The sequence below is a fragment of the Komagataeibacter sp. FXV3 genome, assembly GCF_015155755.1.
Classification (GTDB): Bacteria; Pseudomonadota; Alphaproteobacteria; order Acetobacterales; family Acetobacteraceae; genus Komagataeibacter.
Genome location: NZ_VWPI01000007.1, coordinates 40855 through 65747, shown reverse-complemented (window position 1 = coordinate 65747; position 24893 = coordinate 40855). Strand labels below are relative to the sequence as shown.

The following is a 24893-nucleotide window of genomic DNA, read 5'->3' as shown; positions in this document are numbered from 1 at the left end:
TGACCTCCAGCTATGGGTCGGTATAGGTTGCAAATTCACCACTACCATAAATCCCGATATGATCGCGCCGCACCCCGGCAGGTGGGGATACCTCACGATTTCCCTGCAGGCAGGATGGACGCCAGCATTTCCTTTGCCGAACCAAGCAGAACACTGGCCCGCTCCGGTTCCGTGGGTAGTGATGACAGGAAACCCCTGGCCTGCCGCAGGGTGATATGCGGCGGCAGGGGTGGCACGTCAGGGTCGGTGCGGGCTTCAAGGATAACGGGGCGGTCGGCACCCAGAGCTTCTTCCCACGCCGTGGCGACATCATCGGGGTTGTCCACATAGATGCCCTTCAGCCCGAGTAATTCTGCGTACCGGTGATAGGGAAAATCAGGGATGGACTGGGTTGATTCCGTCTTGCCCTTGCCAAGCTGGATGCGTTCTTCCCATGTCACCTGATTGAGGTCCTGGTTATTCAGCACCAGAACGATCAACCGGGGATTGGACCACTGCTTCCAGTATTTGGAAATCGTGATCATGACGTTCAGGCCGTTCATCTGCATGGCCCCGTCGCCCATGCAGGCAATGACCGTGCGTTCGGGATAGGCCATCTTGGCCGCCATGGCGTATGGCGTCCCTGCCCCCAGCGATGCGAGGCCACCCGACAGCGATGCCTTCATGCCCCGGCGCATTTTCAGGTCGCGCGCATACCAGTTGGCGACGGAACCGGAATCAGCGGTGATGATGGCGTTTTCGGGCAGACGTGGCGAAAGTTCCCAGAACACGCGCTGCGGGTTAAGCGGTTGGGCGCTGGTCATGGCGCGGGCTTCCAGCACTTTCCACCACTGGGCCACTTCCTTTTCGATATGGGCGCGCCATGAACGGTCACTGTTGTGATGAAGCAGCGGGATCAGGGCGCGCAATGTCGCAGCACTATCGCCCTGCAAGTTGACCTCCATCGGGTAACGCAGGGACAGGTTGGCGCCATTGATGTCGATCTGCACCCCGCGTGCATGACCGGGTTTGGGCAGGAATTCGCTGTAAGGGAACGATGACCCCACCATAAGGAACGTGTCGCATTCCTTCATCAGGTCCCATGACGGCTTCGTGCCCAGCAACCCGATCGAACCTGTGACGAACGGAAGATCATCCGGCACGGTGGCCTTGCCCAGCAGCGCCTTGGCAATCCCTGCCCCAAGGATTTCCGCGACCTGGAGCAACTGGTCCGTTGCCTCCAGCGCACCCGCGCCCGCAAGGATCGCAACCTTTTTGCCGGCATTGAGTATTTCGGCCGCGGCGCGCAGGCCTGCCTCCTCGGGCACCTTGCTGCCAATTGTCGTGCCAATGCCCGTATGGGTCGCGCCATGGGCCATTGGCGGGTCGGCATAGGGCAGTTCCTGCAGATCGTTGGGCACGATCACGACCGTGGGCGCGCGCTTGTCGCGTGCGATCCGCACGGCCCGGTCCAGCGCATGGCGCATCTGCGAGGGTTCGGTCACGGTGACGATGTATTCGCACGCCACGTCCTTGCACAGCGACTGCAGGTCCACTTCCTGCTGGTAATTCGTGCCAATCGCCGTGCGGGCCTGCTGGCCCATGATCGCCACCACACCGACATGATCCAATTTGGCATCATACAGCCCGTTCAGCAGGTGAATGGCACCGGGACCGGATGTTGCAAAACATAGCCCTACCTGCCCGGTAAACTTGGCATGGGCCGTTGCCATGAACGCCGCCATTTCCTCATGTCGCACCTGAACGTATTCGACGTGGCCCGCATCCACTTCACGTTGCAGGGCCACGTCTATTCCGCCTGCCCCATCGCCCGGATAACCGTAAGCGCGTCTGAGGCCCCATTCCTGAAGGCGTTTCCATAAGAATTCGCTGACATTCATTTTGGGAACTTCCTGTCGGATTCATCTGGCCAATGCCAAAAATTCGAAGGGATTGCTTCTTTTTTCCGTTGGGTACGGCGCGACCAGTCGCGGACGGAACGTGTACGACACCCCTATATGATTGTCTGCAGGCAGAACAATTTTGGAAAAATAATCCAGAGAACCGGTTGTTCATGGTGAATATGAACAATCGATGCCTGTCATGCGCAGGAATTATTATGTGAGCAGAGTGTCTGACATCAGGTATGAATGGCATGAGGCAACCGGAGACAGGCCCCTGCCCTTCTGCCCGACAGGAAGCATGCACAATCTTATCTATATCCAGCGTCAGGCCGCGGCATGCTGGTTTACACCCATCCCGGCAATGTGCGTCAGTTTCTGGTCCGCGGATTTTTCTTCTTCAAGCGTATGTTCCAGAACGGCCGCGCAGTCGGCACGGCCAAGCTGCCGGGCATAGGCGATCAGGCTGCCATAACGGGTTATTTCATAATGCTCGACCGCCTGGGCTGCCGAAAGCATGGCGGCATCACGGACCTCAGGGTCATCGCAGTCACTGATGATATCCTTTGCCTCGGCGAGGATTCCATCCATTGCCTGACATGTCACGCCCTTGACGGGCTGGCCATGCATCTGGAACACCTGCTCGAGCCTGCGTACATGCTCCTGTGTTTCCGTCAGGTGATGCTGGAACGCGGCCTTCAGTTCCGGTTCCGCCGCCTTTTCGGCCATGGTGGGCAAATTCTTGATGATCTGGTTTTCGGCATAATAGATGTCCTGAAGGGTATGTACAAACAGGTCATCAAGGGTTTTTATCGGTTTGGAAAACAGGCCCATGGATTTTCTCCCTTCTTGAAAAAGATACAACTCGCCTGATCGGCGCACGATAGTTGATGCACTGACCGGAGCATCCAGATTCCGGGGGACGGCAGCCGATCGCTGACGTCCCCGGTATCCAACACGATGTCAGGTGTTCTTATGGCTCTGCTGGCCAGCCTTGACATGCTGTTCATGTGTGCCGCCCCGGGTGCCGGTGCTGTGTTCAGCCTCGTCTTTGCCCGCATGCGACGTGCCGGTGTTCTTATGGCTCTGTTCGCCAGCCTTGACGTGCTGTTCGTGCGTGCCGCCCCGGGTACCGGTGCTGTGGGTACCTTCGTTTTTTTCGCCATGCGACGTGCCGGTGTTCTTGTGGCTCTGTTCGCCGGCCTTGACGTGCTGTTCATGGCTACCGCCCTGATTTGCCATTTTTCCATTCCTTTTTTCTGATTGGGGACGATTGTTCATCCGACCGTCTCATGACAAACTGCCGGACCTGAATGCAGTTTCAAAAATTCGGAGAAAAATATTATATTTCTGAAAATAAAAAAATAAAATCACATCATGAATATTTCATTTTGAATTCATTCCGACAAATTTTAAATCACAATTATTATGTTTCATCCTTGGTGCAAGCCTGGGGCATTGCAATGCAGGGGAAGATATCCGCCGCACAGGCCGGAATACATTAAGAACACTGTGGAGATACGATATCAGTATTTACCTGCATGGCATAAGATTATACCCATATCCCTGACATATGTTTTTACGGGCACACGGACAATATCATTCCCGAAAATAGTTTTATATAAAAATTCCGGTATTTTATCCATTTATGTCAATATCACTTTGTTCTGCATGCCAGGTACTTGAAAAATTACTGTCTGCCGTGGCAATTAACAGCCCTGACGTCGTCCCCGGAATTTTATACGTCCGTTTTCGTGCATGAAAGCGCAACCGGCGGCGTGCTGATACCTTAAACCCAATACAGATCCAGACAGAATCAGATATTCGCCGGAGCGATTTCCCATGACCCATGCGTCTGTCACCGTGCCGTGTCGCCTCCAGATCAATGGTCAGGGCTATGCTGCCGACCTGCCGGCGTGCGTCACGTTACTTGACCTGCTGCGGGAACGACTTGACCTGACCGGCACGAAAAAGGGATGCGATCACGGACAATGTGGCGCATGCACCGTGCTGGTTGATGGCAAGCGTGTCAAAAGCTGCCTGGTCCTTGCCGTCTCGATCCCGGACGCCGCAGTCACGACCATTGAGGGGATCAGCCAGGACGGCCGGTTGCATCCGATGCAGCAGGCTTTCATTGATGCGGATGCCTTCCAGTGCGGTTACTGCACGCCGGGACAGATCATGTCGGCCATCGCCCTGCTGGAAGAAGGTCATATCCATTCCCACGCGGAAATCCGCGAATTCATGAGTGGCAACCTGTGCCGCTGCGGTGCCTATAACGGAATCATCGACGCCATCGAACGGGTTGTGGCCCAGCAGCACAGCAACCAGGCGGGAGCAGCGGCATGAGAAGTTTTTCGTATGCCCGTCCCGCCACCCTGGCCGAGGCCTGTCGCAGCGCCGAACATACGCGCTTCCTTGCAGGCGGGACGAACCTGATCGACCTCATGAAATCGGATGTCGAACGTCCTGCCCATGTAGTCGATATCAAGTCCCTGCCAATGCACCATATCGTGGACCGTCCTGATGGCGGCCTGCGCCTTGGCGCACTGGTCACCAATGCCGATACGGCGGCCCATCCCCTTGTAACCGACAGGTATCCCCTGCTCGCCTCGGCCATTCTGGCGGGGGCCAGTCCGCAGATCCGCAATATGGCCACCAATGGCGGCAACCTGAACCAAAGAACGCGCTGCCACTACTTTTATGATCCCGCCATGGCATGCAACAAGCGTTCGCCCGACACGGGATGCGCCGCACGTGGCGGTCGCAACCGGATCATGGCCGTGCTTGGTACCAGCGACGCCTGTATCGCCACCTTCCCGTCCGACATGTGCATGGCCCTCGCCGCCCTCAACGCCACGGTCAACCTGCATGGCCCACAGGGTGAGCGTACGGTCAGCCTGCGTGACTACCATTGCTTGCCCGGTGATACGCCATGGCGCGATAATATCCTGCAACCGGGTGAAATCGTGACCGCCATTGATCTGGCGCCCGCACCGTTCGGGCCGCATCATACCTATCTCAAGATCCGTGACCGACTGTCCTTTGCATTTGCAATCGTCTCGGTAGCCGTAGGGCTGCAGATGAAAGAGGGCCGGATCATGCGCGGCAGCATCGCGCTGGGTGGCGTGGCAACCAAACCGTGGTGCGTGCCGGAAGCCGAAGCACTGCTGGACGGCAGGGCGCCTTCGCATTCGCTGTTTCGCGACGTTGCCGAACGGTTGCTGCACGGGGCAGTGGCGGACCGTGACAACGCTGCCAAGATCAGGCTCACCCCGCGCGTAATCGAACGCGCGTTGTGGCAGGCCGCATCCGGTACGCCGCAGTCGCAGATGGACAAGACCATTCGCTGAAGGAGAGATCGCCATGAACGTCATATCCACGCATATCGGGCAACCTGTCTCCCGGATCGATGGTGTTGCGAAAGTGACCGGACAGGCGAAATATGCTGCCGAGCCCCACCCGCCAGGCATGCTGTATGGCGTCATCGTCAACAGCCCCATTGCACGCGGGCGGATTGAAACCATTCACGACACCGGGGCACGGGAGGTTCCCGGTGTGGTCGAGGTCATGACCCACCACAACCGGCCCCATACCGCATTGTTCGAAAAATCCTACATGGATGGCCTGGGCGTGCCCGGTGCGCCCTACAGACCGCTGCATGACGGTGAAATCCACTTCAACGGGCAGCCTGTTGCCGTCGTCCTTGCCGAGACATTCGAGGCTGCACGTGAAGCCGCCATGCTGGTCAGGGTCGATTATGAGCGATGGCCGCATAATGCGGATTTTGAAGCTGCCCTGCACCAGAAATACATGCCATCCAAAACACGCAGCAATTACGTGCCGCCCAAACCCCGCGGCGACGCTGCCGCAGCCTATGCGCTGAGTGCGGTAAAAATCGAGAGCCGTTATCATCTGGCTCCCGAACACCACAACCCGATGGAAATGCACGCCACGACCGTCATCGTGGAAGATGACGGTACGTTCACGGTCTGGGACAAGACACAGGGTCCGCAGGCGGTTCAGGCCTATCTGGCAAGCGCCCTTTCCCTGTCAAAAGATCAGGTGCGTGTGCGTAATCCCTATGTAGGGGGCGCATTCGGTTCGGGCCTGCGGACGGTATATAATGTCTTTATCGCCACGCTGGCCGTAAAGATGCTGAAGCGACCGGTACGTGTGACCCTGACGCGACCCCAGATGTTCACTCACGCCTTCCGTCCCGAAGCCACCATGGACATCGCCCTTGGCGCCAGCCGCGATAGGGCATTGCAATCCATGATTGTCGAAGGTGTAACCGATACGTCGCGCTTTGAACACAATATGGAAAACATCGTGATCTGGGGGCTGATCAATTACAAATGCCCGAACGCCAAGGCTGATTACAAGATTGCTCCCCGTGACACCTATACATCCAGCGACATGCGGGCACCGGGAGCTGCAACCGGCGTCAACCTGCTGGAGATGGCAATTGATGAGATGGCCTATGCCTGCACCATGGACCCGCTGGCATTCCGTCTGCACAACTATTCCGATAGTGACGCCATGCATGATATGCCCCTGACCAGCAAGGCGCTGCGGGACGCAATGGCTCAGGGCGCGCAGCATTTTGGATGGCATGACCGTTCCATGGCACCTGGCAGCATGCGTGACGGTCGGGAACTGATCGGCTGGGGCATGGCGACGGGCATATGGGATGCCATGTTCTCCCCCACTTCAGCCCGTGCCCGGCTGGGTCAGGATGGACGGTTGCATATTGCCACAGCTGCTTCCGACATTGGCACCGGGACCTATACCATCCTGGCGCAGACTGCGGCGGAGGCGTTCGGCATGCCGCTGGAGCGGATCGATATCGAACTGGGGGATTCCACCCTGCCGGAATGCCCGACGGAAGGCGGATCATGGACGGCTGCCTCTGCCGGTGCGGCGGTCTGGCTTGCGTGCCACAGTCTGCGCAAAAAGCTGATCGACATGCTTGTCAAAAGTAAAAATACCCCGTCATGGGTAAAGCAGGATGCCGTGACGCTGGAAGGCGGTGCCCTGCATGGCATGACTGAAAATGGGCGGGTCAGCCTCTCTCTCCCTGATGCCCTGTCCCTTGCGGGGCATGATATGCTTGAAGCTGAGGAAACCGCGAAACCGGGACTGCGGGGAAAAATCAGCCAGATGCGCAAGGCCCGTTTCACCCATAGCGCGGTATTCTGCGAGGTACGCGTGGACCCGGAACTGGACACCGTGCGCGTGACCCGTCTGGTCAATGCCGTTGCCGCCGGGCGGATCATGAACCCGAAAACAGCTGCAAGCCAGATACGTGGTGCCATGGTGATGGCGACCGGCATGGCGCTGCATGAAGAGTCGCTGATGGATGAGCGCGTCGGCCGTTTCATGAACCACAATTTTGCCGAATATCACATCCCGACCCACGCCGACGTTCCGGACATGGACGTGCTGTTCGTGAATGAACACGATGATGAAGTCAGCCCGCTGGGGGTCAAGGGCGTGGGGGAAATCGGCATGTGCGGTACGGCCGCTGCCATTGCCAACGCCATTTTTCATGCAACTGGCAGGCGATACCACAATCTGCCGATAACCCCGGGTGCGCGAACCTGATACCGTATTTGATACGAACAATCATTCTGCAGGGCGTTCCGCGATCATGTCAGACGATATGATCCGACAGCGATTATGGGGCAAGACGGATATATGTGCCCTGTTTACCGCGCTGAAAGCCATGGACCGGCGATACAATGCAATGCCTTTGCAGGACATGGATTTCCACCTCTTTCTGGCTGAATGTGAGTGGTGCTTTAATTTCCGCTCACCTTGGAAAGGCCTGCAAGTCTTCGTTCAATGGGCTAACATCCTGATCGGATTCCTCATTTAATCTTCTTAACCCATGCCAGCCCCTAAATTAACAGGTCCAGATCCTATACTGAACTATCTTCCCAGTCCTGCCTCCAAAGACGCAAAGTAAAGAAAATAAATCTTTAAATCCTGCCTTATCAGTTCGCATCATTATCTGGATGATATCCATTCAGAAATTTCATTTCTGGCCCGTCCATAAATCTCCATATTACTTGTTATTTTGTCTGCCGCTTCTCGTGCCGCAATCAGGCTGCCACGCGAAGAGTTACTGGATGGATCGGCAAGAAGGGCTTTTGCAATGTCAGGCCTGACTGTTTCCGCAGCGACTGCGGGCAGCAGCTTTTCCTGAGACCATGGTGCAAGCCGCTTGCGGATGGTCTGCTGATCTTGCACCACCAGATCCCATACCTGATCCGACAGGCCACTTTCCCGGGCAAGTACGGCCAGACACCATACGATGCGCCCGTTGGGAATAGCGCCACTATATGTCAGTCCCACAGTGCGCCGCATCAACGCAGGATCGGGCGATACGGCCAGAGCACGGAAAAAGCGTAGCTTCTGTTCCGTATCAGGTGATTTGCGGATGATGTTTTCGATCTGTCCGTAGGTTTTATCCGTTGCTTCCCGCCCGACGATGGTGGCAACCGGCGCCACCAGACTGGTCGGCAGGGAGGCTGGCTTTTTCAGATAACGGCTAAAGCGCTGCTGCGCTTCGGTTATGACCGCCTGATCCCCGAATTGTCCCAGTGCACCAATAACCTCGGGACGCAGGAGTGTATCGGTAAACGGTTCATCTTTTCGCACATCCCACCCCAGCCGTTCCATCTGGGCCTGCAGGATGGTACGGGCCAGATTATGGAAGGGGACACTGACGGCCGTACCCCGCACCATTCTGTCCAACGCCCGTAGATGCGCAATTGTATCCTGCCAGACGGCTATATCCGTCTCGTGCATGTCAGGCAGATGGGAGATCAGAGACAGATAGTCTTTCAGAGGTGCCTGACCGGACTGAAACAGGGCAAATTCATCCCCCAGCAGGTTAACTCGATCGGCCGGAGAAAAGGATGCAAAATCCTTTTGCAGTAATGCGAGGGACGCGCTGTCATAACGGGTACGGTAGTACCCGTTTTCTCCCAGATTGATCTTGATGGCCTGCTCACATCCCGGACTACGCAACGTAACCGGCGATGCACCCAGCAGGAGTTTATGGACATCACCCTGTGCCGTTCCGGCGATAACCGGGATTTTCCATTTCAACGGCGCAGCATGGGGATCATGGATGCTGAAACGACTCTGGGTAAGGGTAAGAACGGTTGCGCCCCCTACGCAGCGACGCATTACATTGACCTGAGGAATGCCTGGCTGTTCCACAAAACTACGTGCAACCGGGGCAATATCCTGTCCTGATGCCTGTGAAAGCGCATCCCACAGATCATCACTTGTGGCATTACTGTAAGCATGGGCCTTCATGTAAATACGCATGCCGTCACGAAAATAATCTTCTCCCAGCCAGTTTTCGATCATGCGGATGACCTGCTCACCCTTCTGGTAACTGATACGGTCAAAGGCACTGCTGGCTTCGCTGACATCATGAATGGTCTGCTGGATGGGATGGGTCGTGGACTGTGCATCCTGCGCCATGGCCTGCTCGCGCTCGGAATGCTGGCGGGGCCAGATTTCCCATGTCGGATTGAAATGGTTGGTGGCCTTTTCCTCCATCCACGAAGCGAAGCCCTCATTCAGCCAGATGTCATTCCACCACGCCATTGTCACAAGATCGCCCGACCACTGGTGCGCCATTTCATGCGCGACCACCAGGTACACCAGTTCCTTGGTTTCGGGGGAACTGCGCCTGGGGTCGAACAGCACCATGTCGTCAATGAATGTCATGGCGCCCCAGTTTTCCATAGCGCCCGCTTCATAATTGCCCGGAATGGCAATCAAGTCCAGCTTGGGCAATGGATAGGGAATGCCAAAATATTCATTATAATACGGCAGAATTTCAGTCGCGGCATGAAGGGCATATTCGCCTTTCTTCTCATCGCCAGCGGGCGCATAGACATTGATCGGCGTCGTCCCGCCCTTGCCATGCACCGCAGCCATATCACCCGCCACAACCGCCAGCAGATAAGTGGACATGCGCGGTGTCGTGGCAAAACTGACGTACTGACTGTCGCCCTTTGCTTTCGTTATGCGCTCAACGGGCATATTGCTGACCGCCGTATAGCGGCGCGGCACGCGGATATTGAGTTGATATGTCGCCCTGAACGCGGGTTCGTCCCAACAGGGAAACATGCGGCGTGCATCAGCAACTTCAAACTGGGTGACCAGCATCCGCTTTTTCTTGCCTGCCCGATTCCGGTAATCATCGTAATAGATGCCATTGGGTGTTTGCGGAATGGGACCGCTATAACGGATTGACAGCATATGCGTGCCAGCGGAAACCTGCGCGGGCGCAGGCAGGGACAGGGTAAGGGTCTGCGCTTTTTCATCCTGGGCAATCTGCAGAGGCATGCCATCGACACTGGCAGCCTCTATTTTCAGACCGGCCTGATTCAGGACAATCTGACTGACAGGATACGTCACGGTCAGGTCGATATCCTCGTGACCATTCAGCACAAGTTTTTTCATGTCCGTATCGACATGAATACGGTAGGCCGTCGGCAGAACCGTTTTTGGTAATGCTCCCGGTGTCCGATCAAGGGAAAAATGACCTGCCGCATGGGCAGGACTGAAGCAGGCAAGCGGCCCCGTTATCAGGGCCATAACCGATAGAGAACTAAATAATAAGGATCTTTTTGATTTTTTATTATATTCAGAAGGCATTACAATTCCCTTTTCCACAGTCCGACATTTTTGATAGCCATTATCCATCCCTATCCAAACCGTGCACGGATCGTAAATGTTACTGATGCCGGCTGTCCCGCGATGCCATTACTGAAAGATGTGCCGCAGCCATAATTACTGGCTGGCTGTCCCGCCAGCGGACCGGAACTGATGGTAGAGCAGGTTCCCGGTGCAATCTGCTTGTATTTGTACTGCATGTAAAATGTATTGAACAGGTTATAGACGTTCACATCGAAATTCAGTGATTTCAGTGGTCCGGCCCCTTTCAGAGGCAGATTGTAATTCAGATCCAGGGAGAAAATCATATATGGTGCAATACCACCATGTGGATCATAGGTCGTTGCCCCAGCTGTCGTGGTGTAATAATTATAGTTGGTTCCACCATTAAAGCCACCTACCCCTGGTATATTACCAATATTCTGGAAACCGGTCAGGTCATAGGTTGTATTCTGGTGGCCCGTGTATTGCCCCTGGAAGCGCACATTGAAATCATCCGACGGGCGGAACAGGCTGCGTTTACGATAATCAATACCAATGGTGGAAAGCCAGGAAGGAATTCCGGTAACTGGTGATCCCTTGGTTGCAATGCCAAACTGGTCTTGCTGCACCGTCATGCTTTCAAGGGCCGTTGCATCGTAATAGGCGCTAAGATGCGAGAAATTGCCAAACAGCTGGATCTGTGGCGTGACCTGCCAGATAACGGATGCCTCCTCCCCCTTCATGGTGCGCTGGCCGGCATTGGTATATTCGCTGTAACCGGCCAGGCTGCCGGACTGGAACTCAAACATGCCAAAATCACGATCGATTTTCTGATGGAAGTAATCGACGGAAATCGACAGGTTGGAAACATTATATTTTATGCCACCTTCTTCCATATGCACAATCGAAGCATTGGGCACCTGTCCCAGAACATTCGGTGTGAAATCGGATACCGGAGCATATAGCGCCGAATTACCCCAGCTTCCGTAAAACGACAGGCCCTTCAGCGCCGGCACAACCTTGTCCAGATCATAACTGACGTTGATGAAAGGCAGCCATTCACGATCCCATTTCTTTGCGGAATAGAAGCCGGTATTGCATCCATATGTCTTGCAGTACGTGGTCGCGGCGGCAGCTGCAGAAACCTGCCCACCATACATTGCCGTACTCGTCAGACCGGACTGTGTACCTTCAATTACAAAACCCGGCGTCACGTGCAGGGTATTCTTGAACATATCAATCTTGTCCTGAAAATAACCCTGGTACATGACGCGCTGGCCACCTCCCTTCCCTCCACCGCTAATAAGATTGGCATTCGTTTCCGCGACATTGGGGGTACCCCCCGCCCATGTCGGGGTAAGATTGCTGGTCTCCTTGGCAATCAGCGCACCCACCTTGATGGTGTTTTCTATTCCCCAGAAACGTGGGGGCGTAATCGTAAGGCGGGGACGAATGCCGTAAGTGTCGGTACGGGTATAACTTAGCTGGGCATTATAACCACACGGACTTGTCTGGCCTGCAGCACTCCATGCGGAACTGACGCCTGCAGGACAGTTTGCTGAACTCCCGCCATAGGTATAGACCCCCGGCATGTAGAAGGGGTTACCATAGCCATAATAGCCCTGCTCACCAAACCCGGCGGGTGTCTGTGTAAATATGTTCGACCCGCCAATCGAATAAGGCGTCGGGGCACCGTTTAAGGAAAAGGAATCAGGATTCTGATAATCAAGGGTCGTGGAATCCGAAAATTCATAAAATCCCGTGACACCAACATTCAGATAATCATTTACGTATGTGTCATCCTTGAGGATCATTGTAAAATAATCGTTATTCTGCTGCCCGAATGTCGTATCGGGATTATAATTACTATATTTCCCGTATTTATTCATCCAGGCAGTCGGAACCGGCTGTGCCTCAAATCGCCCGTTCCCTGTATTGTAAAGTATTGTCGCCTGAAACAGGGACTGCCCATCATCATAAGGCTTATCGAACGCGAACTCCATATTATTGTAACGCGCAGGCGTATATTCAATGTAGTTCTGGGTCTGCATGTTGGAATATTTCAACATAATCTTTGGCGCATCGATCCCCCGCCCCATCCACCCATTCAACCGACCGGAACTGGCTTCGAAACCTTCATTCCATGTTCCGAATGAGCCAACGGAACCCGTGACATCAAGGTGTCTGTCATTGCTTGGTCGCAATGTATGGTAGGCAATCGTGCCGCCGATCGTACCGAATGTTGTCTCACTGGGATAGGCGACACCGGGATAGATCGAAACACCGCTGATCTGATCCATATTGAACTTGCCGCCAATAAGGCTGTTCATATAGGCACCGGAACCACCATTCAGCAGGTCCTGCATCGGCACGCCATCCAGTGTCTGCGCAACTTCCAGCCCACGTGCGCCACGGACTGACATGACCGGTTCGTTATTGCCGATACCTGACTGATATACATTTACGGACGGTGCATCGCGCAGGATGGTTGCAATACTGCCCATCAGGCCAGCCTGACGGATATGATCCGCTCCCAGTTCAGTTACGGCGCTGGGCGAATTCTTTTCACGGAGCAGGCGCCGCTGCGCCTTGACCATGATTTCTTCCGTTCTTGCATTGGATGCTGCCGTGTCATCCGATGTGTTCTTTATTTTATTAACTGAATTTGTATTCTTTTTTGCAGAATGACTGCTTGTCGTGGGATTGTTTTGATTTTCTGTCGTCTGGGCAAGTAGTGTGCTACTCCATCCCAACATAAACAGTGCCACGGAAGATGAGAATAACCGATCTACAAGTATCCGATCCTCCCTAATGAGAACAGGAATTCGGAACAGGATCCAATCACGATGTAAGGCCAGGCTCTTATCAGACAATGATCTCATATCAGACTCTTCCGTAATAGAGCTCTCACTGCCTTCACACTGATTCATAAATGCATCAGAAATCCACATAAAATTACAGATTCGCAATAAATAGGATTGTTTTCCTCCCCTTGTTGCAAGGGAGCAACAATACGACATATGACGGGGATACTGACTGGATCATATAAAAATATCGTGATTTATAATGACATATAAACAAATCATATGTGAATAACATATCTGCGTGCCTGTGGGCGATGTTCCGAAAACCGGTTGAATCTGTATTGGAGTATATAGTCTTGAGGCCTGTCCTTTTTTTACTTCTATTAGGTTCTTCCCTTGCATTTTCAACAGGGTCCTTTTGTCAGGACATAAAGGAAACGGGACCCGATCCCCTGCCATTGCCGTCTCCCATGCCACAGGCCCAGGACAGGCCGAGGCCTGGCACAATCATGCTGAAGGTCGATGGGACCGATCTGGCCAGACATATATATACAGTCCATGAAATAATTCCGGTCTCGCCGGAACTATCGGCCCATGGCGGTGACATGATGATCCGGTATCCCATATGGATACCGGGAGATCACTCCCCCACCGGTCCGGTAACGCAGCTTGCCGGACTGTCGGTGCATGCGGATAACCGTAATATTCCCTGGATTCGCGATACGGTGGATGTCAGCACGTTCCACATCCCCATTACTGCGGGGACAAAGATGATCCTCGTGGATTTCCAGACGTTGACGCCTGTATCCTCCGATGTGGGGCGGGTGGTCATGACGCCTGATATGCTCAATGTACAATGGAATGCGGTCTGCCTTTATCCTGCTGGATATTTTACGCGTGACATAACGGTTTCACCCACATTGGTCTTACCACATGGGTGGCAGTATGGTTCGGCATTGCGCCCCCGCGACGGGGGCAATACGGGGGACAGTATTACATTCCAGAACGTATCGTTCGATCGTCTTGTTGATTCACCCGTTTTTGCGGGACGTTACTTCAGGCAATTTGATCTTACCCCACCCAATGGCCCCCCTGTATCGCTTGATGTCGTCGCGGACAGTCCCAATCTGCTTGCTGCGGCACCCGAACAGATCAATGCACATCGCAACCTTGTACTGCAGGCAAACGCGGTGTTTGGATCCCATCATTATGAACATTACGATTTTCTTCTGGCGCTGACGGAAGAACTGGGCCGTATCGGTCTTGAACATCATCAATCCAGTGAAAACAGCGGACCACGCGGATATTTTACAAAATGGAAAGATACCTTTCCTGCGCGCGATCTCCTGCCACACGAATTCACGCATTCCTGGAATGGCAAATTCCGCCGTCCGGAAGATCTGTGGGCTGCCGACTTCAACACACCTCATCGCGGTTCGCTACTGTGGATTTATGAAGGGCAGACCCAGTACTGGGGCTATGTTCTTGCCGCCCGCAGTAACCTCATGACACAGCCACAGGTACTTGACGCACTCGCCCTTGTGGCCGCCACGTATGACGGGCGGGCCGGTCGTCTGTGGCGCCCGCTGGTTGATACCACCAATGACCCGGTCATTGCCCGCCGCACTCCCCTGTCATGGCGGAGCTGGCAACGCAGTGAAGATTATTATTCCGAAGGGGAACTATTGTGGCTGGAGGCAGATACATTGATCCGGGAACTCTCGCACGGACACCATTCGCTTGATGATGTCGCCCGCCAGTTCTTTGGTATCAGTAATGGCAGCATGGTGACCCATACCTATCGTCGTGAGAACGTTATTGCTGCCCTGAATACCGTTCAGCCCTATGACTGGGCCGGTTTCCTGCATGACCGGGTGGACGTCGTAACCCCCATGCGCCACTGGCCGGACTGGTCCGTGGGGGGTACCGTCTGGTTTATGGCACGGAGCCAACCGCCTATCAGTCCGCGAAAGAGAAAATGCTGAAAATGCATGATTACAGCTTCTCGCTTGGCTTCATGGTGGATCAGAAAGGCAAATTGCTGAACGTTGAATGGAACAGTCCCGCATGGCAGGCAGCTGTTACGATGGACGAAAAAATCGTGGCGGTTAACAACATGACCTTTGATGCGGACCTGTTATCAGATGCCATTACGGCCGCCGCGTCACCCGGTGCGGCACCAATTGAATTGCTGATCCAGTCTGGGGATCGATACAGAAACGTTTCCATCCCCTATCATGGGGGACTGCGTTACCCCCGGCTGGAGCGCATTCCCAATACGCCTGACATGCTGGCGGATATTCTCAAGCCACGGCCCGTCACGCCATGAGGGGCCTGATACGTCCCATGATGGTGGGCATGCTGCTGGCCGGGACAACAGGGTATCACACTGTACAGGCGGCATCCCTTCAGTGCTTCAGGGATGATGCCATAACGCATGGATATACGCTGGGCCTGCCCCGTAATGCGCAAATTACGCCCGATGGGCACGCTGCCCTGTTTTTGCGTAGTGGACCGGAAGATACGGCCCTGCAGTTATGGCGCTATGATTTTGCCACCGGACAGCAGACAGCCCTGACCCATGTCGCAACAGGAAACGAACATCTGTCCGTGGAAGAAAAGGCCAGGCGGGAACGTGCGCGCCTGACCATGACGGGGGTGACAGCTTTTGAGGTGGCAGAGAGTGGCAGGACCGCCATCGCGACCCAGGCCGGACGCCTGCTCAGGATTGATCTGGTCAATTACAGTGTCACGCCCCTGCCGCAACAGGACTGGGGCGCGCCCCGGCTATCGCCGGATGGGCGGCATATTTCCGCCGTACGCAACAACGACATGTATGTCATTTCGACCAGCAACGGCAAAGCGCATCAGGTCACCCATGGCGGCACGGCAGACCTGACACATGGCCTGACCGAATTCGCGGCAGCCGAGGAACTGGACCGCCCCGATGGTCTGTGGTGGTCACCAGACAGTCGGTCTGTGGTATATGAGGAAGCCGACCTTTCGGGTGTGGAAAAGCATTATATCGCTGATCCTGAAAATCCGGCGACCCCACCCGTCGCCTTTCGCTATCCACGGGCCGGCACGCCCAATGCCCGCGTCCGGTTGGGTATCATAAAGCGTGATGGCGGCCATACCCGATGGATCCGATGGGATAATACCCTTTACCCTTATGTTGTACGTGTCGTCTGGTCGAAGGAAACCGGTCGGTTGTCTGTCGTGGTGATGAACCGTGCACAGAATGAAGAACGCGTGCTGGACGTTGATCCCCATAACGGAAAAACAACCGAACTTCTGGCCGAACATGACGCGGCCTGGATCAATATTGCTGCCACGGCACACAGTACAGGGCTTGCCCTGCCTTACTGGCTGAAGGATGGAAAGCATTTTTTATGGGCATCCGAACGGAGCGGTACGTGGCGGCTGGAAATGCACAATGCGGATGGTACGCCCGGTCACGAACTGACGCCAGCCACCTTGCCGTTTCTGTCACTGGATGATGTTGACGCGGCGCACCATACCATAACCTTTACCGCAACGCCTGACCGGGTGAATACAGCAGTTTACCGGGAGGATATGAATACCGGAGCCATAACGGAAATCGCCACTGCCGAGGGACTGCACCAGCCTTATTTTTCACCCGGTCAGCATGACCGGTTTATCGACCGCTTTAGTGCCGCGGATGGAAGTGTTCGTGTCCTATTGCGCGATCGTGACGGCAATACGCGTGCCACACTACCTGATGTTGCACGAAAAGCGCCGCCCTTTAACATAAAGTTCCTGACGGTCGGACCGCGATCATACGATGCGATGATTGTTCGTCCCGTCAATTTTCATGCCGGACAGCATCTGCCTGTTATCCTGTCAGTTTATGGGGGACCGGGATACAAGGAAGTGCTTGATGCACCTGCCCTCTATGCGGAAAAGCAGTGTCTGGCCAATCAGGGTTTCATTGTCGTCAGTCTGGACGGTCGGGGAACCCCCGATCGAGACCACGACTGGGAACGTGCCATCCACAACAATCTGATTGATACGCCGCTTGAAGATCAGATTACAGGGATGCAGGCCATGGGAAAACAGTTTCCTGAAATGGATATGCGCCATGTTGGCATTTATGGGTGGTCGTTTGGCGGTTATTTTACGGCCATGGCGGTCATGCGGCATCCTGAACTGTTCCGAACAGGCGTAGCCGGTGCCCCACCGGTAGATTTTTCTGATTATGATACGACCTATACAGAACGTTATCTGGGCCTGCCGCAGCTAGATGGCGAGGGGTACCGGGTCAGTAATGTCCTGACCTATTCAAAATACCTTTCACGTCCCCTGCTGATCATTCATGGTGTAACGGATGATAACGTATATTTTGTAAATACGTTGAAGCTGACCCGGTCACTGATCAGGGCAGGTCGTCCCTATGATCTGATGTTGCTGCCCGGAACGCATATGCTTGCCGACCCGACGATTCGTGCCAATGTCTCGATTGCCCGTATGCAGTATCTACGCGACCACATTCTTTCCAACGCAAATGTGGTGGGAAAGCCGGGATGAAAAGACGTGATCGATAGCGGCGGTGCTGGCGCGGAACCTGTAGTTGTCATTTCCTGTCTCAAGGATATGACACTGATGGGTCAGCCGATCGAGAAGCGCCGTCGTCATCTTCGGGTCACCAAAAACGTCTCGCCATTCACTGAAGCTCAGATTGGTTGTGATGATGACACTGGTGCGCTCGTAGAGGCGGCTGCGCAGATGGAACAGCAGGGCGCCGCCAGACGCGCTGAAGGGGAGATAACCGAGTTCATCAAGGATCACGAGATCCAGGCGGAGCAGCCTGTCGGCAATCTGCCCGGCGCGGCTGGCGGTCTTTTCCTGTTCGAGCGCATTGACCAGGTCGACCGTTGACCAGATGCTTTCCTATACGCCTGGTGGGATGCCGTCCCCGTTTAAAGCCCTTGCGAGACGGTTTTGTCCCCTATAATCCGAAGGAACTGCGAACAGGAGGTTGAATGGCGGATCAGGACACAAAGAGGAAATTTTCGGGTCGGCCCGACAGCCGCATGTCGGAAGAACTGGATGCCCTGATCCTGAAAACCGCCACCCGCCTGTTTGGCGAACAGGGCTACGCCGCCACATCGGTCGAACAGATCGCGGCGGTGGCCAAGGTGGGCAAGCAGACCATCTACCGACGGCACCCCTCCAAGGAAAACCTGTTCAAGACGGTCATTGCCGAACTGGGGAACAGTTTCCTGCTGGCGGCCTCCCCTTCGGATGAAATGGTCTCAAACGATCCGCTGCAGGCGCTGTACAAGACCATGCGGATGCTGCTTGACCTGATCCTCAGCCCTGAGACGCTCTCGCTTAGTCGCACTTTCATAGCGGAAGGCTGGCGTTTTCCCGATCTGGTGGACCATGCCGGTGCCCATATCTTTGACCCGCTGGAAAAACTGACCTGCAAGCTTTTGACTGCCGCCTCCCGCGCGGGCCTGCTGAAAGAGGGATGCGAGCCTGAAGAAACCGGCCAGATGCTGGCCACGCTCTGCCTGGGTGGTCCGCATCAGCAGATGCTGTTCGGGCGCAGGGTGCTGAGAACGGCAAAGGAGCGGGACGACTATCTCGATCATGCCTGGCGTGCCTTCATGACGGGCATACTGGCGATACCTGTCGCCACGCCCGCGCGTGGCACAGGGCGGCGGAAGCGCCTGTAATCTACTGCAAAGTAAGATTTTACGAGGTGTAAGGCGGCCTGATCCATTCCCGTTTGCAAACAGACCGCTTTCCTGTCTGCGGTTATTTCCGTTTCCTGTCCTGTGGGGCCTTGGTGTCAAATCCGCCCCCGATCGCCCGGTACATGTCAACCGATGCATCAAGGCTGGACAGCAGTGCCGTCGTATGCGCCTGTTCCGCCTGCTGGGCCAGCACCTGCGCGGACAGCACGTCCAGCCTGCTGGCATAGCCATGTTCCAGTCGCAACTGCGTCAGTTCCACGGTTTTTTCGGCCGCTGTTTCCTTGTCCCCGTCATCCTGTTCGCGCGCGTGAGCATTGTTCTGTTCCAGCAGGGCGTCATGCACCTCCTTGAAGGCCGTGCGGATGCTCTGCTTGTACAAAATGACCTGCTCGTTCTTCTCGGCCCGTGCCAGTTTGACGCCGCTGGCCGTGCGACCAAAATCCATCACCGGGGCCGCCATGGAAGCCGCCAGCGTCCATGACCGCGTGGTGGCGCGATACAGATTGTCGATATCAATGTTGTTCACCCCCGCCAGGCTGGCCAGCGAGATGGTGGGAAAATAGGCCGCGCGCGCAAAGCCGATATTGAAGTTGCTGGCGATCAGCGTCTGTTCATGCATGGCAATGTCGGGCCTGCGTTCAAGCAGGGTGGACGGGATTTCCGGCGGTGTCGGGATGGGGATGGTCAGTTGGTCAATGTTTTTGCCCCGCTCCATCGCCTGTTCGATGATCTGCTGGGGCGCGCGACCCAGCATGACGGCCAGCGCACTTTCCGCCTTGCCGCGCTGGTCCTCCACATCCGGCAGGGCTGCCTGTGCGGCGTCACGCTGCTCGGTCACGTTCTGCACCACCAGCGCATCGACCGCACCCACCTCATGCTGGCGCTGCACCAGCGCCAGAAGGACCGTCTGGGTCTCGATGGTCTGTTGCAGGATCTCGCGTTGCCGGTCCAGCGCGCGCAGGCTGAAATATAGCTTCGCGGTGGCGGCCGCGATGGACAGCCGGGCAGCCTCGTGCCCGTAACCCGCCGCCTTGACCCCTGCCTTGGCAGCCTTGCTCAGGCTGGCGTTCTTGCCCCAGAAATCGGCTTCGTAATTCAGCATGCCGCCCACGAAGCCAAGATTGCTCATCTTGTGCGTAACCGGCAGGTCATCCTTCAGGTGCAGACGGCCCATGGCATCCGCGCCTGCCACCGAGATGGAGGGCAACTGGTTGGCGAAGGCATATTTATACTGCGCCCGCGCCTGCTGCAGCTTTGACCCGGCCAGGGCAAGGTCATCATTGTTCTTCAGTGCTTCGTCCACCAGCGCGTCCAGAACCGGGTCATTATAGCTGCGCCACCATGCGCCGCCATCGGGCACCGTGGCGGCTTGCTGCGTGCCCCATTTATCGGGCATGGGCATCTGTGGCCGGTGATAGGTCGGCGCCAGCCATGCGCAGCCCGCCAGCAGCGCGGGCAGCAGGAGGATCGGGATGCGTTTCATCGTGTGGCTCCCTCAACCTGCGGTGGTGGCGTTTCCTTCACCCTGAACCACAGCACATACAGCGAAGGCAGGAAGATCAGCGTCAGCACCGTCGCCACGGCCAGTCCGCCCATGATGACATCGGCCATCGGCCCCCAGAACACGCTGGACGCAATCGGCAGCATGCCCAGGATGGCGGCGACAGCGGTCAGCATGATGGGCCGGAAACGGATCTTGGCCGCATTCATCACCGCATCCCATTCCGACTGCCCCAGATCCTTCTCGATCTGGATCTGGTGCACAAGGATGACCGAGTTGCGGATAATCATGCCAATCAGCGCCACCAGCCCCAGCATGGCGATGAACCCCATCGGGTGCTGGGTCAGGAACAGCGCGCCGACCACGCCGATCAGGCCAAAGGGGGCCACGCTGATGACCAGCGCCAGCCGCTTGAAATCCTGCAACTGGATCATCAGCACGCCCAGCATGACCAGGATCATGAGGGGGACGACAGCCACGACGGATTTCTGCGATTTCGCACTTTCCTCCACCGTGCCACCCACCGCGACATGGTAGCCCGATGGCAGGCTGGCATTGAACGCCGCGATTTTCGGGGCCAGCGTGCCAACAGCGGTATCCGCCTGCACCCCGTCGCGTAGCTGCGCCTGTATGGTCAGCGTCGGCAGGCGGTCGCGCCGCCAGATCAGGGGATAGTCCTCGACGTATGAAACACTTGCCACGGTAGACAATGGCACCGTCTGGTCATTGGGCAGGCGGATGTCGAGGTTGCGCAGGTCCTCGATCGACAGGCGCTGGGCATGGTTGGCGCGTAGCACCACATCCACCAGATAGATGCTGTCACGCACCTGCGTTGCGGTAACGCCGGTCACGGCCGAATTGATGGCCAGCGCAATGGCGCCTGACGACAGACCCAGACGATGCGCCTCGTCCTGCCGCACATCGATTTTCAGCTTGCGCGCGGGATCACCCCAGTCGAAATTGACCATGTGCAACTGGTTGCTGTCGGCCATGATCTTCGCCACGTCATGCGCGTAATGCCACACCCGGTCAGGGTCGCGGCCGGTCACGCGGTACTGCACCGGCCAGCCCACCGGCGGCCCCAGTTCCAGCGGGAACAGTCCATGCACCACGTCGGGCAGGTCGCGGCTCAGTGCGACATCCAGCCGTTTGCGCAGGCGGTCACGCGCCACGGCACTTTTGGCCACGATGACGGTCTGGGTGAAGAAGTCATTGGGCAACTGTTCATTGAGCGACAGGTAGAAGCGCACCGCCCCACGCCCGACATAGGAACTCCAGTGATCGATATCGGGATCATTACGCAGGATGGCATCCAGCCGACGTGAGACATCCGCCGTCGCCTTGATCGACGCGCCCTGCCGCAGCGACAGGTCAACCAGCAGTTCCGGCCGGTCCGATGCAGGGAAGAACTGCCGCGGCACCAGAGGCGAGAGCGCAATGGCCACGACCAGTGCGGCAAGGCTGGCCAGCACGGTGGCACGCGGGCGGCGCATGGTGAACAGCAGCGCCCGGCTGAACACGCGCAGCAGCCGCCCTTCTGGCGGGGCATGGGGCGTTGCCGCCGGGCTCTGCTTCAGGATGGTCACCCCCACCAGCGGGGCAACCAGAACGGCCACGAACCACGACGCAATCAGCGCCATGCCCACCACGGCGAACAGCGAGAACGTATACTCTCCCGCCACACTTTTCGCGAAACCGACCGGGATAAACCCCGCCACGGTCACAAGGGTTCCGGTCAGCATGGGGAACGCGGTGGAGACATAGGCATAGGTCGCGGCCCGCGTCAGGGTCCAGCCTTCCTCCAGCTTGCTGACCATGCTTTCCACCGTAATCATGGCATCATCGACCAGCAGGCCGAGTGCTATGATCAGCGCACCGAGAGAGACGCGCTGCAGATCGATGCCGAACAGCTTCATGCACACGAACACCACCGCCAGCACGAAGGGAATGCAGAACGCCACCACCGTGCCCGCGCGGCCGCCAAGGCTGAGGAAGCTTATGCCCAGCACGATGGCGATGGCCTCGAACAGGGCTTCGGTAAAATCACCGACCGCGTCATGCACCACCTTGGGCTGGTTGGCGACCAGATGCGCCTCGATCCCGATGGGCATGCGGGCGTGCAGTTCGGCCATTTTTGCCGTGATGTTCTTTTCCAGTTCCAGCACGTTGCCGCCGCTGCGCATGCTGAGTGCCAGCCCGACCGCGTCCTGCCCACCCACGCGGAACATGGTCTGCGGCGGGTCGGAATAGGTGCGCGTAATGGTGGCGATGTCGCCCAGCCGGACCTTGCGGTTGCCGGCATAGACCGTGACATTGGCAATGTCCTGCACCGACCCGAACTGCCCGGTGGGCTGGACCTGTATCTGCTCGCGTCCGGTATCGATCACGCCGGACGGCACAGTGGCGTTTTGCGCCAACAGGGCAGCCGCGATCGTGGCCCCGTTTATGCCCAGCCGGGCCAGGTGGTGGGTGGAGAAATCGACATAGATCTTCTCGTCCTGCGCGCCCAGCGTGTCGATCTTGGCCACGTCAGGCACATGCAGCAGTTCGTCGCGCACCGTTTCGACGTAATCGCGCAGGTCGCGGTGGGAAAAGCCATCGGCGGTAAAACCGTAGATGATACCGTAGGTATCGCCGAACTCGTCATCAAAGAACGGGCCGACCGTGCCCTGCGGCAACTGGGCCTTGATATCGCCCACCTTCTTGCGCACCTGGTACCAGATATCCGGCACTTCTGCCTTGGGCGCGCCCGAGAGCAGGTTGACGAAAATCGTGGTCTTGCCCGCCAGCGTATAGCTTTTGACGTAATCGAGGTCGGGCGTTTCCTGCAGTTTCTTCTCGATGCGTTCGGTCAACTGGTGGGTGGTTTCCTCCACCGAGGCACCGGGCAGGAACGCTTCCACCACCATGGTCTTGACGGTAAAGGGCGGATCCTCGTTCCGGCCCAGTCTGAAATAGGACTGGATGCCCGCCACACCGATCAGGATCATGAAGAACAGGACCAGCGCACGATGGCGGATAGACCAGTCCGACAGGTTTATGCCCCCCGGCGGACGTGGCTCAGGGGCGGACATCGGCTTCATCCAGCAGGCTGACCTTTTCTTGCGGATACAGCGCCTGCACGCCTGCCGTCACCACCCGGTCCCCGGCATTCAGGCCGGATGCGATCACCACGTCATCGGTGGCATAACGGGCGATGGTGACGGGGCGCAGGGAGACACGCAGCGTGTCGGGGGCCACGATCCAGACTGCGGGTTTGCCATCCTGCACACTCAGGGCGGCAGGCGGCAGATGGACGGTTGGCGCTGATGACATGGACAGATGCCCCGTCACCACAGCACCCAGCGGCATCATGTCGCGCGTGGCGCGCAGCAGCGCCTTGGTATGATAGGTGCGGGTCAGCGGATCGGTATCGGGCGCAATTTCATAGATCGCGGCGGGTGTGCAGGTAGCAGGCGCTGCGTCCAGACACACCTTCATCGCCATGCCCACGGCCAGACGGGACTGTGCCAGGGCCTCGGGCATATCGAACTGCGCATCCAGCCCGCCACCCGCTGCCATGCGCAGCACGGGCTGGCCTGCGGCCACCACCTCGCCCGCTTCCACCAGCCGGTCGGTCACGATGCCGTCCTCGGGCGCCATCAGGCGGGTATAGCCAAGCTGTTCCTGCGCCACGCGTACCTGCGCCTGTGTCGCCTGCACCTGATCGAGCGCGGTTTTATAGCGACGTACCGCATCATCATAATCATTGCGTGAAATGGCCTGCACCGGCAGCAGGGCCGCGGCACGCTGCTTCAGGGGCGCGGCCTGTTCCAGCGCTGCTTTCGCCGTGGCGTTTTCCGCCAGCGCCGTGCGCAGCGTCTGCTGCGGCACCGTGTCGTCCAGCCGCGCCAGCATGTCCCCCGCATGCACCACGCTACCGGCTGATACCGTACGTTCCACCACCTTGCCGGGCAGGCGGAAGGCGAGGTTGATGGACTGATGGGCGGCGACCTGTCCTGTCACCACTTCGGCGTTCGTGTCAGGCGTCGGGTCCACAATGACGGAGCGGACGGGGCGGACTTCCTCCACCGCCGTCTTTTTATGGCACGCGGAAAGCAGAAGCAGCAGGCAGAGCAGGATCAGACCGGGGGAAGCACCCGGTTTTTTCGTGGTGGCCATGGCCTGCGGGTCCGGCGGTACGCTGCCTTCCCCCTGCGTTACAGGATGAAAAATGGTGGCGAGGAAGGAGGCAGTCTGCACATGGTTCACGCCTTCACTACCAGTATGTCTGGTTTGCATGGATACCGACCACCCT

Annotated in this window: 14 protein-coding genes and 2 pseudogenes; 7 read left to right on the top strand and 9 right to left on the bottom strand. The window is 56.9% G+C overall.

The annotated features are described in order from the left end of the window. Nucleotides 1–92: 92 nt before the first annotated feature. The 3 genes from F1542_RS00945 to F1542_RS00935 all read right to left on the bottom strand — a co-directional run bounded on the left by F1542_RS00945 (nt 93) and on the right by F1542_RS00935 (nt 3161). A complete protein-coding gene (locus F1542_RS00945) occupies nt 93–1880 on the bottom strand; it encodes a thiamine pyrophosphate-requiring protein (RefSeq protein ID WP_193731355.1) in 1788 nt (595 codons plus the stop codon). 327 nt (nt 1881–2207) lie between these two features. Continuing rightward, entirely contained in the window at nt 2208–2714 is a 507-nt protein-coding gene (locus F1542_RS00940) for a ferritin-like domain-containing protein (protein WP_193731354.1), read from the bottom strand. A 129-nt stretch (nt 2715–2843) separates the two neighbouring features. Further along, nucleotides 2844–3161 carry a hypothetical protein gene (locus tag F1542_RS00935; protein ID WP_227672343.1) on the bottom strand — a complete coding sequence of 106 codons (318 nt, stop codon included), beginning with the start codon at nt 3159–3161 and terminating at the stop codon, nt 2844–2846. A 561-nt stretch (nt 3162–3722) separates the two neighbouring features. On the opposite strand from F1542_RS00935, the gene F1542_RS00930 reads away from it, so the two are divergent. Genes F1542_RS00930 through F1542_RS00915 form a run of 4 tightly spaced genes read left to right on the top strand, consistent with a single transcriptional unit; the run spans nt 3723 to nt 7761 of the window. Continuing rightward, on the top strand, nt 3723–4229 hold the full coding sequence (locus F1542_RS00930; protein WP_193731353.1) for a (2Fe-2S)-binding protein: 507 nt from the start codon (nt 3723–3725) through the stop codon (nt 4227–4229). Beyond that, nucleotides 4226–5233 (top strand): xanthine dehydrogenase family protein subunit M, encoded by a 1008-nt coding sequence (locus tag F1542_RS00925; RefSeq protein WP_193731352.1) that lies wholly within the window; start codon nt 4226–4228, stop codon nt 5231–5233. The genes F1542_RS00930 and F1542_RS00925 overlap by 4 nt, the downstream gene beginning before the upstream one ends. 13 nt (nt 5234–5246) lie before the next feature. Next, nucleotides 5247–7487: a xanthine dehydrogenase family protein molybdopterin-binding subunit gene (locus tag F1542_RS00920; protein ID WP_193731351.1), complete on the top strand. Its 2241-nt coding sequence runs from the start codon at nt 5247–5249 to the stop codon at nt 7485–7487. 46 nt (nt 7488–7533) lie between these two features. Next, on the top strand, nt 7534–7761 hold the full coding sequence (locus F1542_RS00915) for a hypothetical protein (protein ID WP_193731350.1): 228 nt from the start codon (nt 7534–7536) through the stop codon (nt 7759–7761). A gap of 131 nt (nt 7762–7892) precedes the next feature. Here the strand turns inward: F1542_RS00915 and F1542_RS00910 are convergent, their stop codons facing one another. Next, entirely contained in the window at nt 7893–10508 is a 2616-nt protein-coding gene (locus tag F1542_RS00910) for a M1 family metallopeptidase (RefSeq protein ID WP_193731349.1), read from the bottom strand. A gap of 110 nt (nt 10509–10618) precedes the next feature. Then, entirely contained in the window at nt 10619–13450 is a 2832-nt protein-coding gene (locus F1542_RS00905) for a TonB-dependent receptor (protein WP_227672342.1), read from the bottom strand. Between the two features lie 392 nt (nt 13451–13842). On the opposite strand from F1542_RS00905, the pseudogene F1542_RS00900 reads away from it, so the two are divergent. Next, nucleotides 13843–15701, top strand: a pseudogene (locus F1542_RS00900) (M61 family metallopeptidase). Further along, nucleotides 15698–17920 (top strand): DPP IV N-terminal domain-containing protein, encoded by a 2223-nt coding sequence (locus F1542_RS00895; RefSeq protein WP_227672339.1) that lies wholly within the window; start codon nt 15698–15700, stop codon nt 17918–17920. The pseudogene F1542_RS00900 and the gene F1542_RS00895 overlap by 4 nt, the downstream one beginning before the upstream one ends. Here the strand turns inward: F1542_RS00895 and F1542_RS00890 are convergent. Further along, nucleotides 17870–18274, bottom strand: a pseudogene (locus F1542_RS00890) (ATP-binding protein); the annotation flags it as partial. The gene F1542_RS00895 and the pseudogene F1542_RS00890 overlap by 51 nt on opposite strands. 101 nt (nt 18275–18375) lie before the next feature. On the opposite strand from F1542_RS00890, the gene F1542_RS00885 reads away from it, so the two are divergent. Next, nucleotides 18376–19074 (top strand): TetR/AcrR family transcriptional regulator, encoded by a 699-nt coding sequence (locus F1542_RS00885; RefSeq protein ID WP_193731348.1) that lies wholly within the window; start codon nt 18376–18378, stop codon nt 19072–19074. Between the two features lie 82 nt (nt 19075–19156). Here the strand turns inward: F1542_RS00885 and F1542_RS00880 are convergent, their stop codons facing one another. The 3 genes from F1542_RS00880 to F1542_RS00870 are packed head-to-tail and all read right to left on the bottom strand — an operon-like array spanning nt 19157 to nt 24877. Continuing rightward, nucleotides 19157–20578, bottom strand: a complete 1422-nt coding sequence (locus F1542_RS00880; protein ID WP_193731347.1) for an efflux transporter outer membrane subunit — start codon at nt 20576–20578, stop codon at nt 19157–19159. Beyond that, on the bottom strand, nt 20575–23679 hold the full coding sequence (locus F1542_RS00875; RefSeq protein WP_193731346.1) for an efflux RND transporter permease subunit: 3105 nt from the start codon (nt 23677–23679) through the stop codon (nt 20575–20577). The genes F1542_RS00880 and F1542_RS00875 overlap by 4 nt, the downstream gene beginning before the upstream one ends. Continuing rightward, nucleotides 23657–24877 (bottom strand): efflux RND transporter periplasmic adaptor subunit, encoded by a 1221-nt coding sequence (locus F1542_RS00870; RefSeq protein ID WP_193731345.1) that lies wholly within the window; start codon nt 24875–24877, stop codon nt 23657–23659. The genes F1542_RS00875 and F1542_RS00870 overlap by 23 nt, the downstream gene beginning before the upstream one ends. Between the last annotated feature and the right edge of the window lie 16 nt (nt 24878–24893).

Bases quoted from the DNA above. Each gene is read 5' to 3' on its own strand.
- F1542_RS00915 (WP_193731350.1), top strand. From the start codon at position 7,534: ATGTCAGACGATATGATCCGACAGCGATTATGGGGCAAGACGGATATA.
- F1542_RS00940 (WP_193731354.1), bottom strand. From the start codon at position 2,714: ATGGGCCTGTTTTCCAAACCGATAAAAACCCTTGATGACCTGTTTGTA.
- F1542_RS00895 (WP_227672339.1), top strand. From the start codon at position 15,698: ATGAGGGGCCTGATACGTCCCATGATGGTGGGCATGCTGCTGGCCGGG.
- F1542_RS00880 (WP_193731347.1), bottom strand. From the start codon at position 20,578: ATGAAACGCATCCCGATCCTCCTGCTGCCCGCGCTGCTGGCGGGCTGC.
- F1542_RS00925 (WP_193731352.1), top strand. From the start codon at position 4,226: ATGAGAAGTTTTTCGTATGCCCGTCCCGCCACCCTGGCCGAGGCCTGT.
- F1542_RS00885 (WP_193731348.1), top strand. From the start codon at position 18,376: ATGGCGGATCAGGACACAAAGAGGAAATTTTCGGGTCGGCCCGACAGC.
- F1542_RS00920 (WP_193731351.1), top strand. From the start codon at position 5,247: ATGAACGTCATATCCACGCATATCGGGCAACCTGTCTCCCGGATCGAT.
- F1542_RS00935 (WP_227672343.1), bottom strand. From the start codon at position 3,161: ATGAACAATCGTCCCCAATCAGAAAAAAGGAATGGAAAAATGGCAAAT.
- F1542_RS00870 (WP_193731345.1), bottom strand. From the start codon at position 24,877: ATGCAAACCAGACATACTGGTAGTGAAGGCGTGAACCATGTGCAGACT.
- F1542_RS00945 (WP_193731355.1), bottom strand. From the start codon at position 1,880: ATGAATGTCAGCGAATTCTTATGGAAACGCCTTCAGGAATGGGGCCTC.
- F1542_RS00910 (WP_193731349.1), bottom strand. From the start codon at position 10,508: ATGGCCCTGATAACGGGGCCGCTTGCCTGCTTCAGTCCTGCCCATGCG.
- F1542_RS00905 (WP_227672342.1), bottom strand. From the start codon at position 13,450: ATGAGATCATTGTCTGATAAGAGCCTGGCCTTACATCGTGATTGGATC.
- F1542_RS00930 (WP_193731353.1), top strand. From the start codon at position 3,723: ATGACCCATGCGTCTGTCACCGTGCCGTGTCGCCTCCAGATCAATGGT.
- F1542_RS00875 (WP_193731346.1), bottom strand. From the start codon at position 23,679: ATGAAGCCGATGTCCGCCCCTGAGCCACGTCCGCCGGGGGGCATAAAC.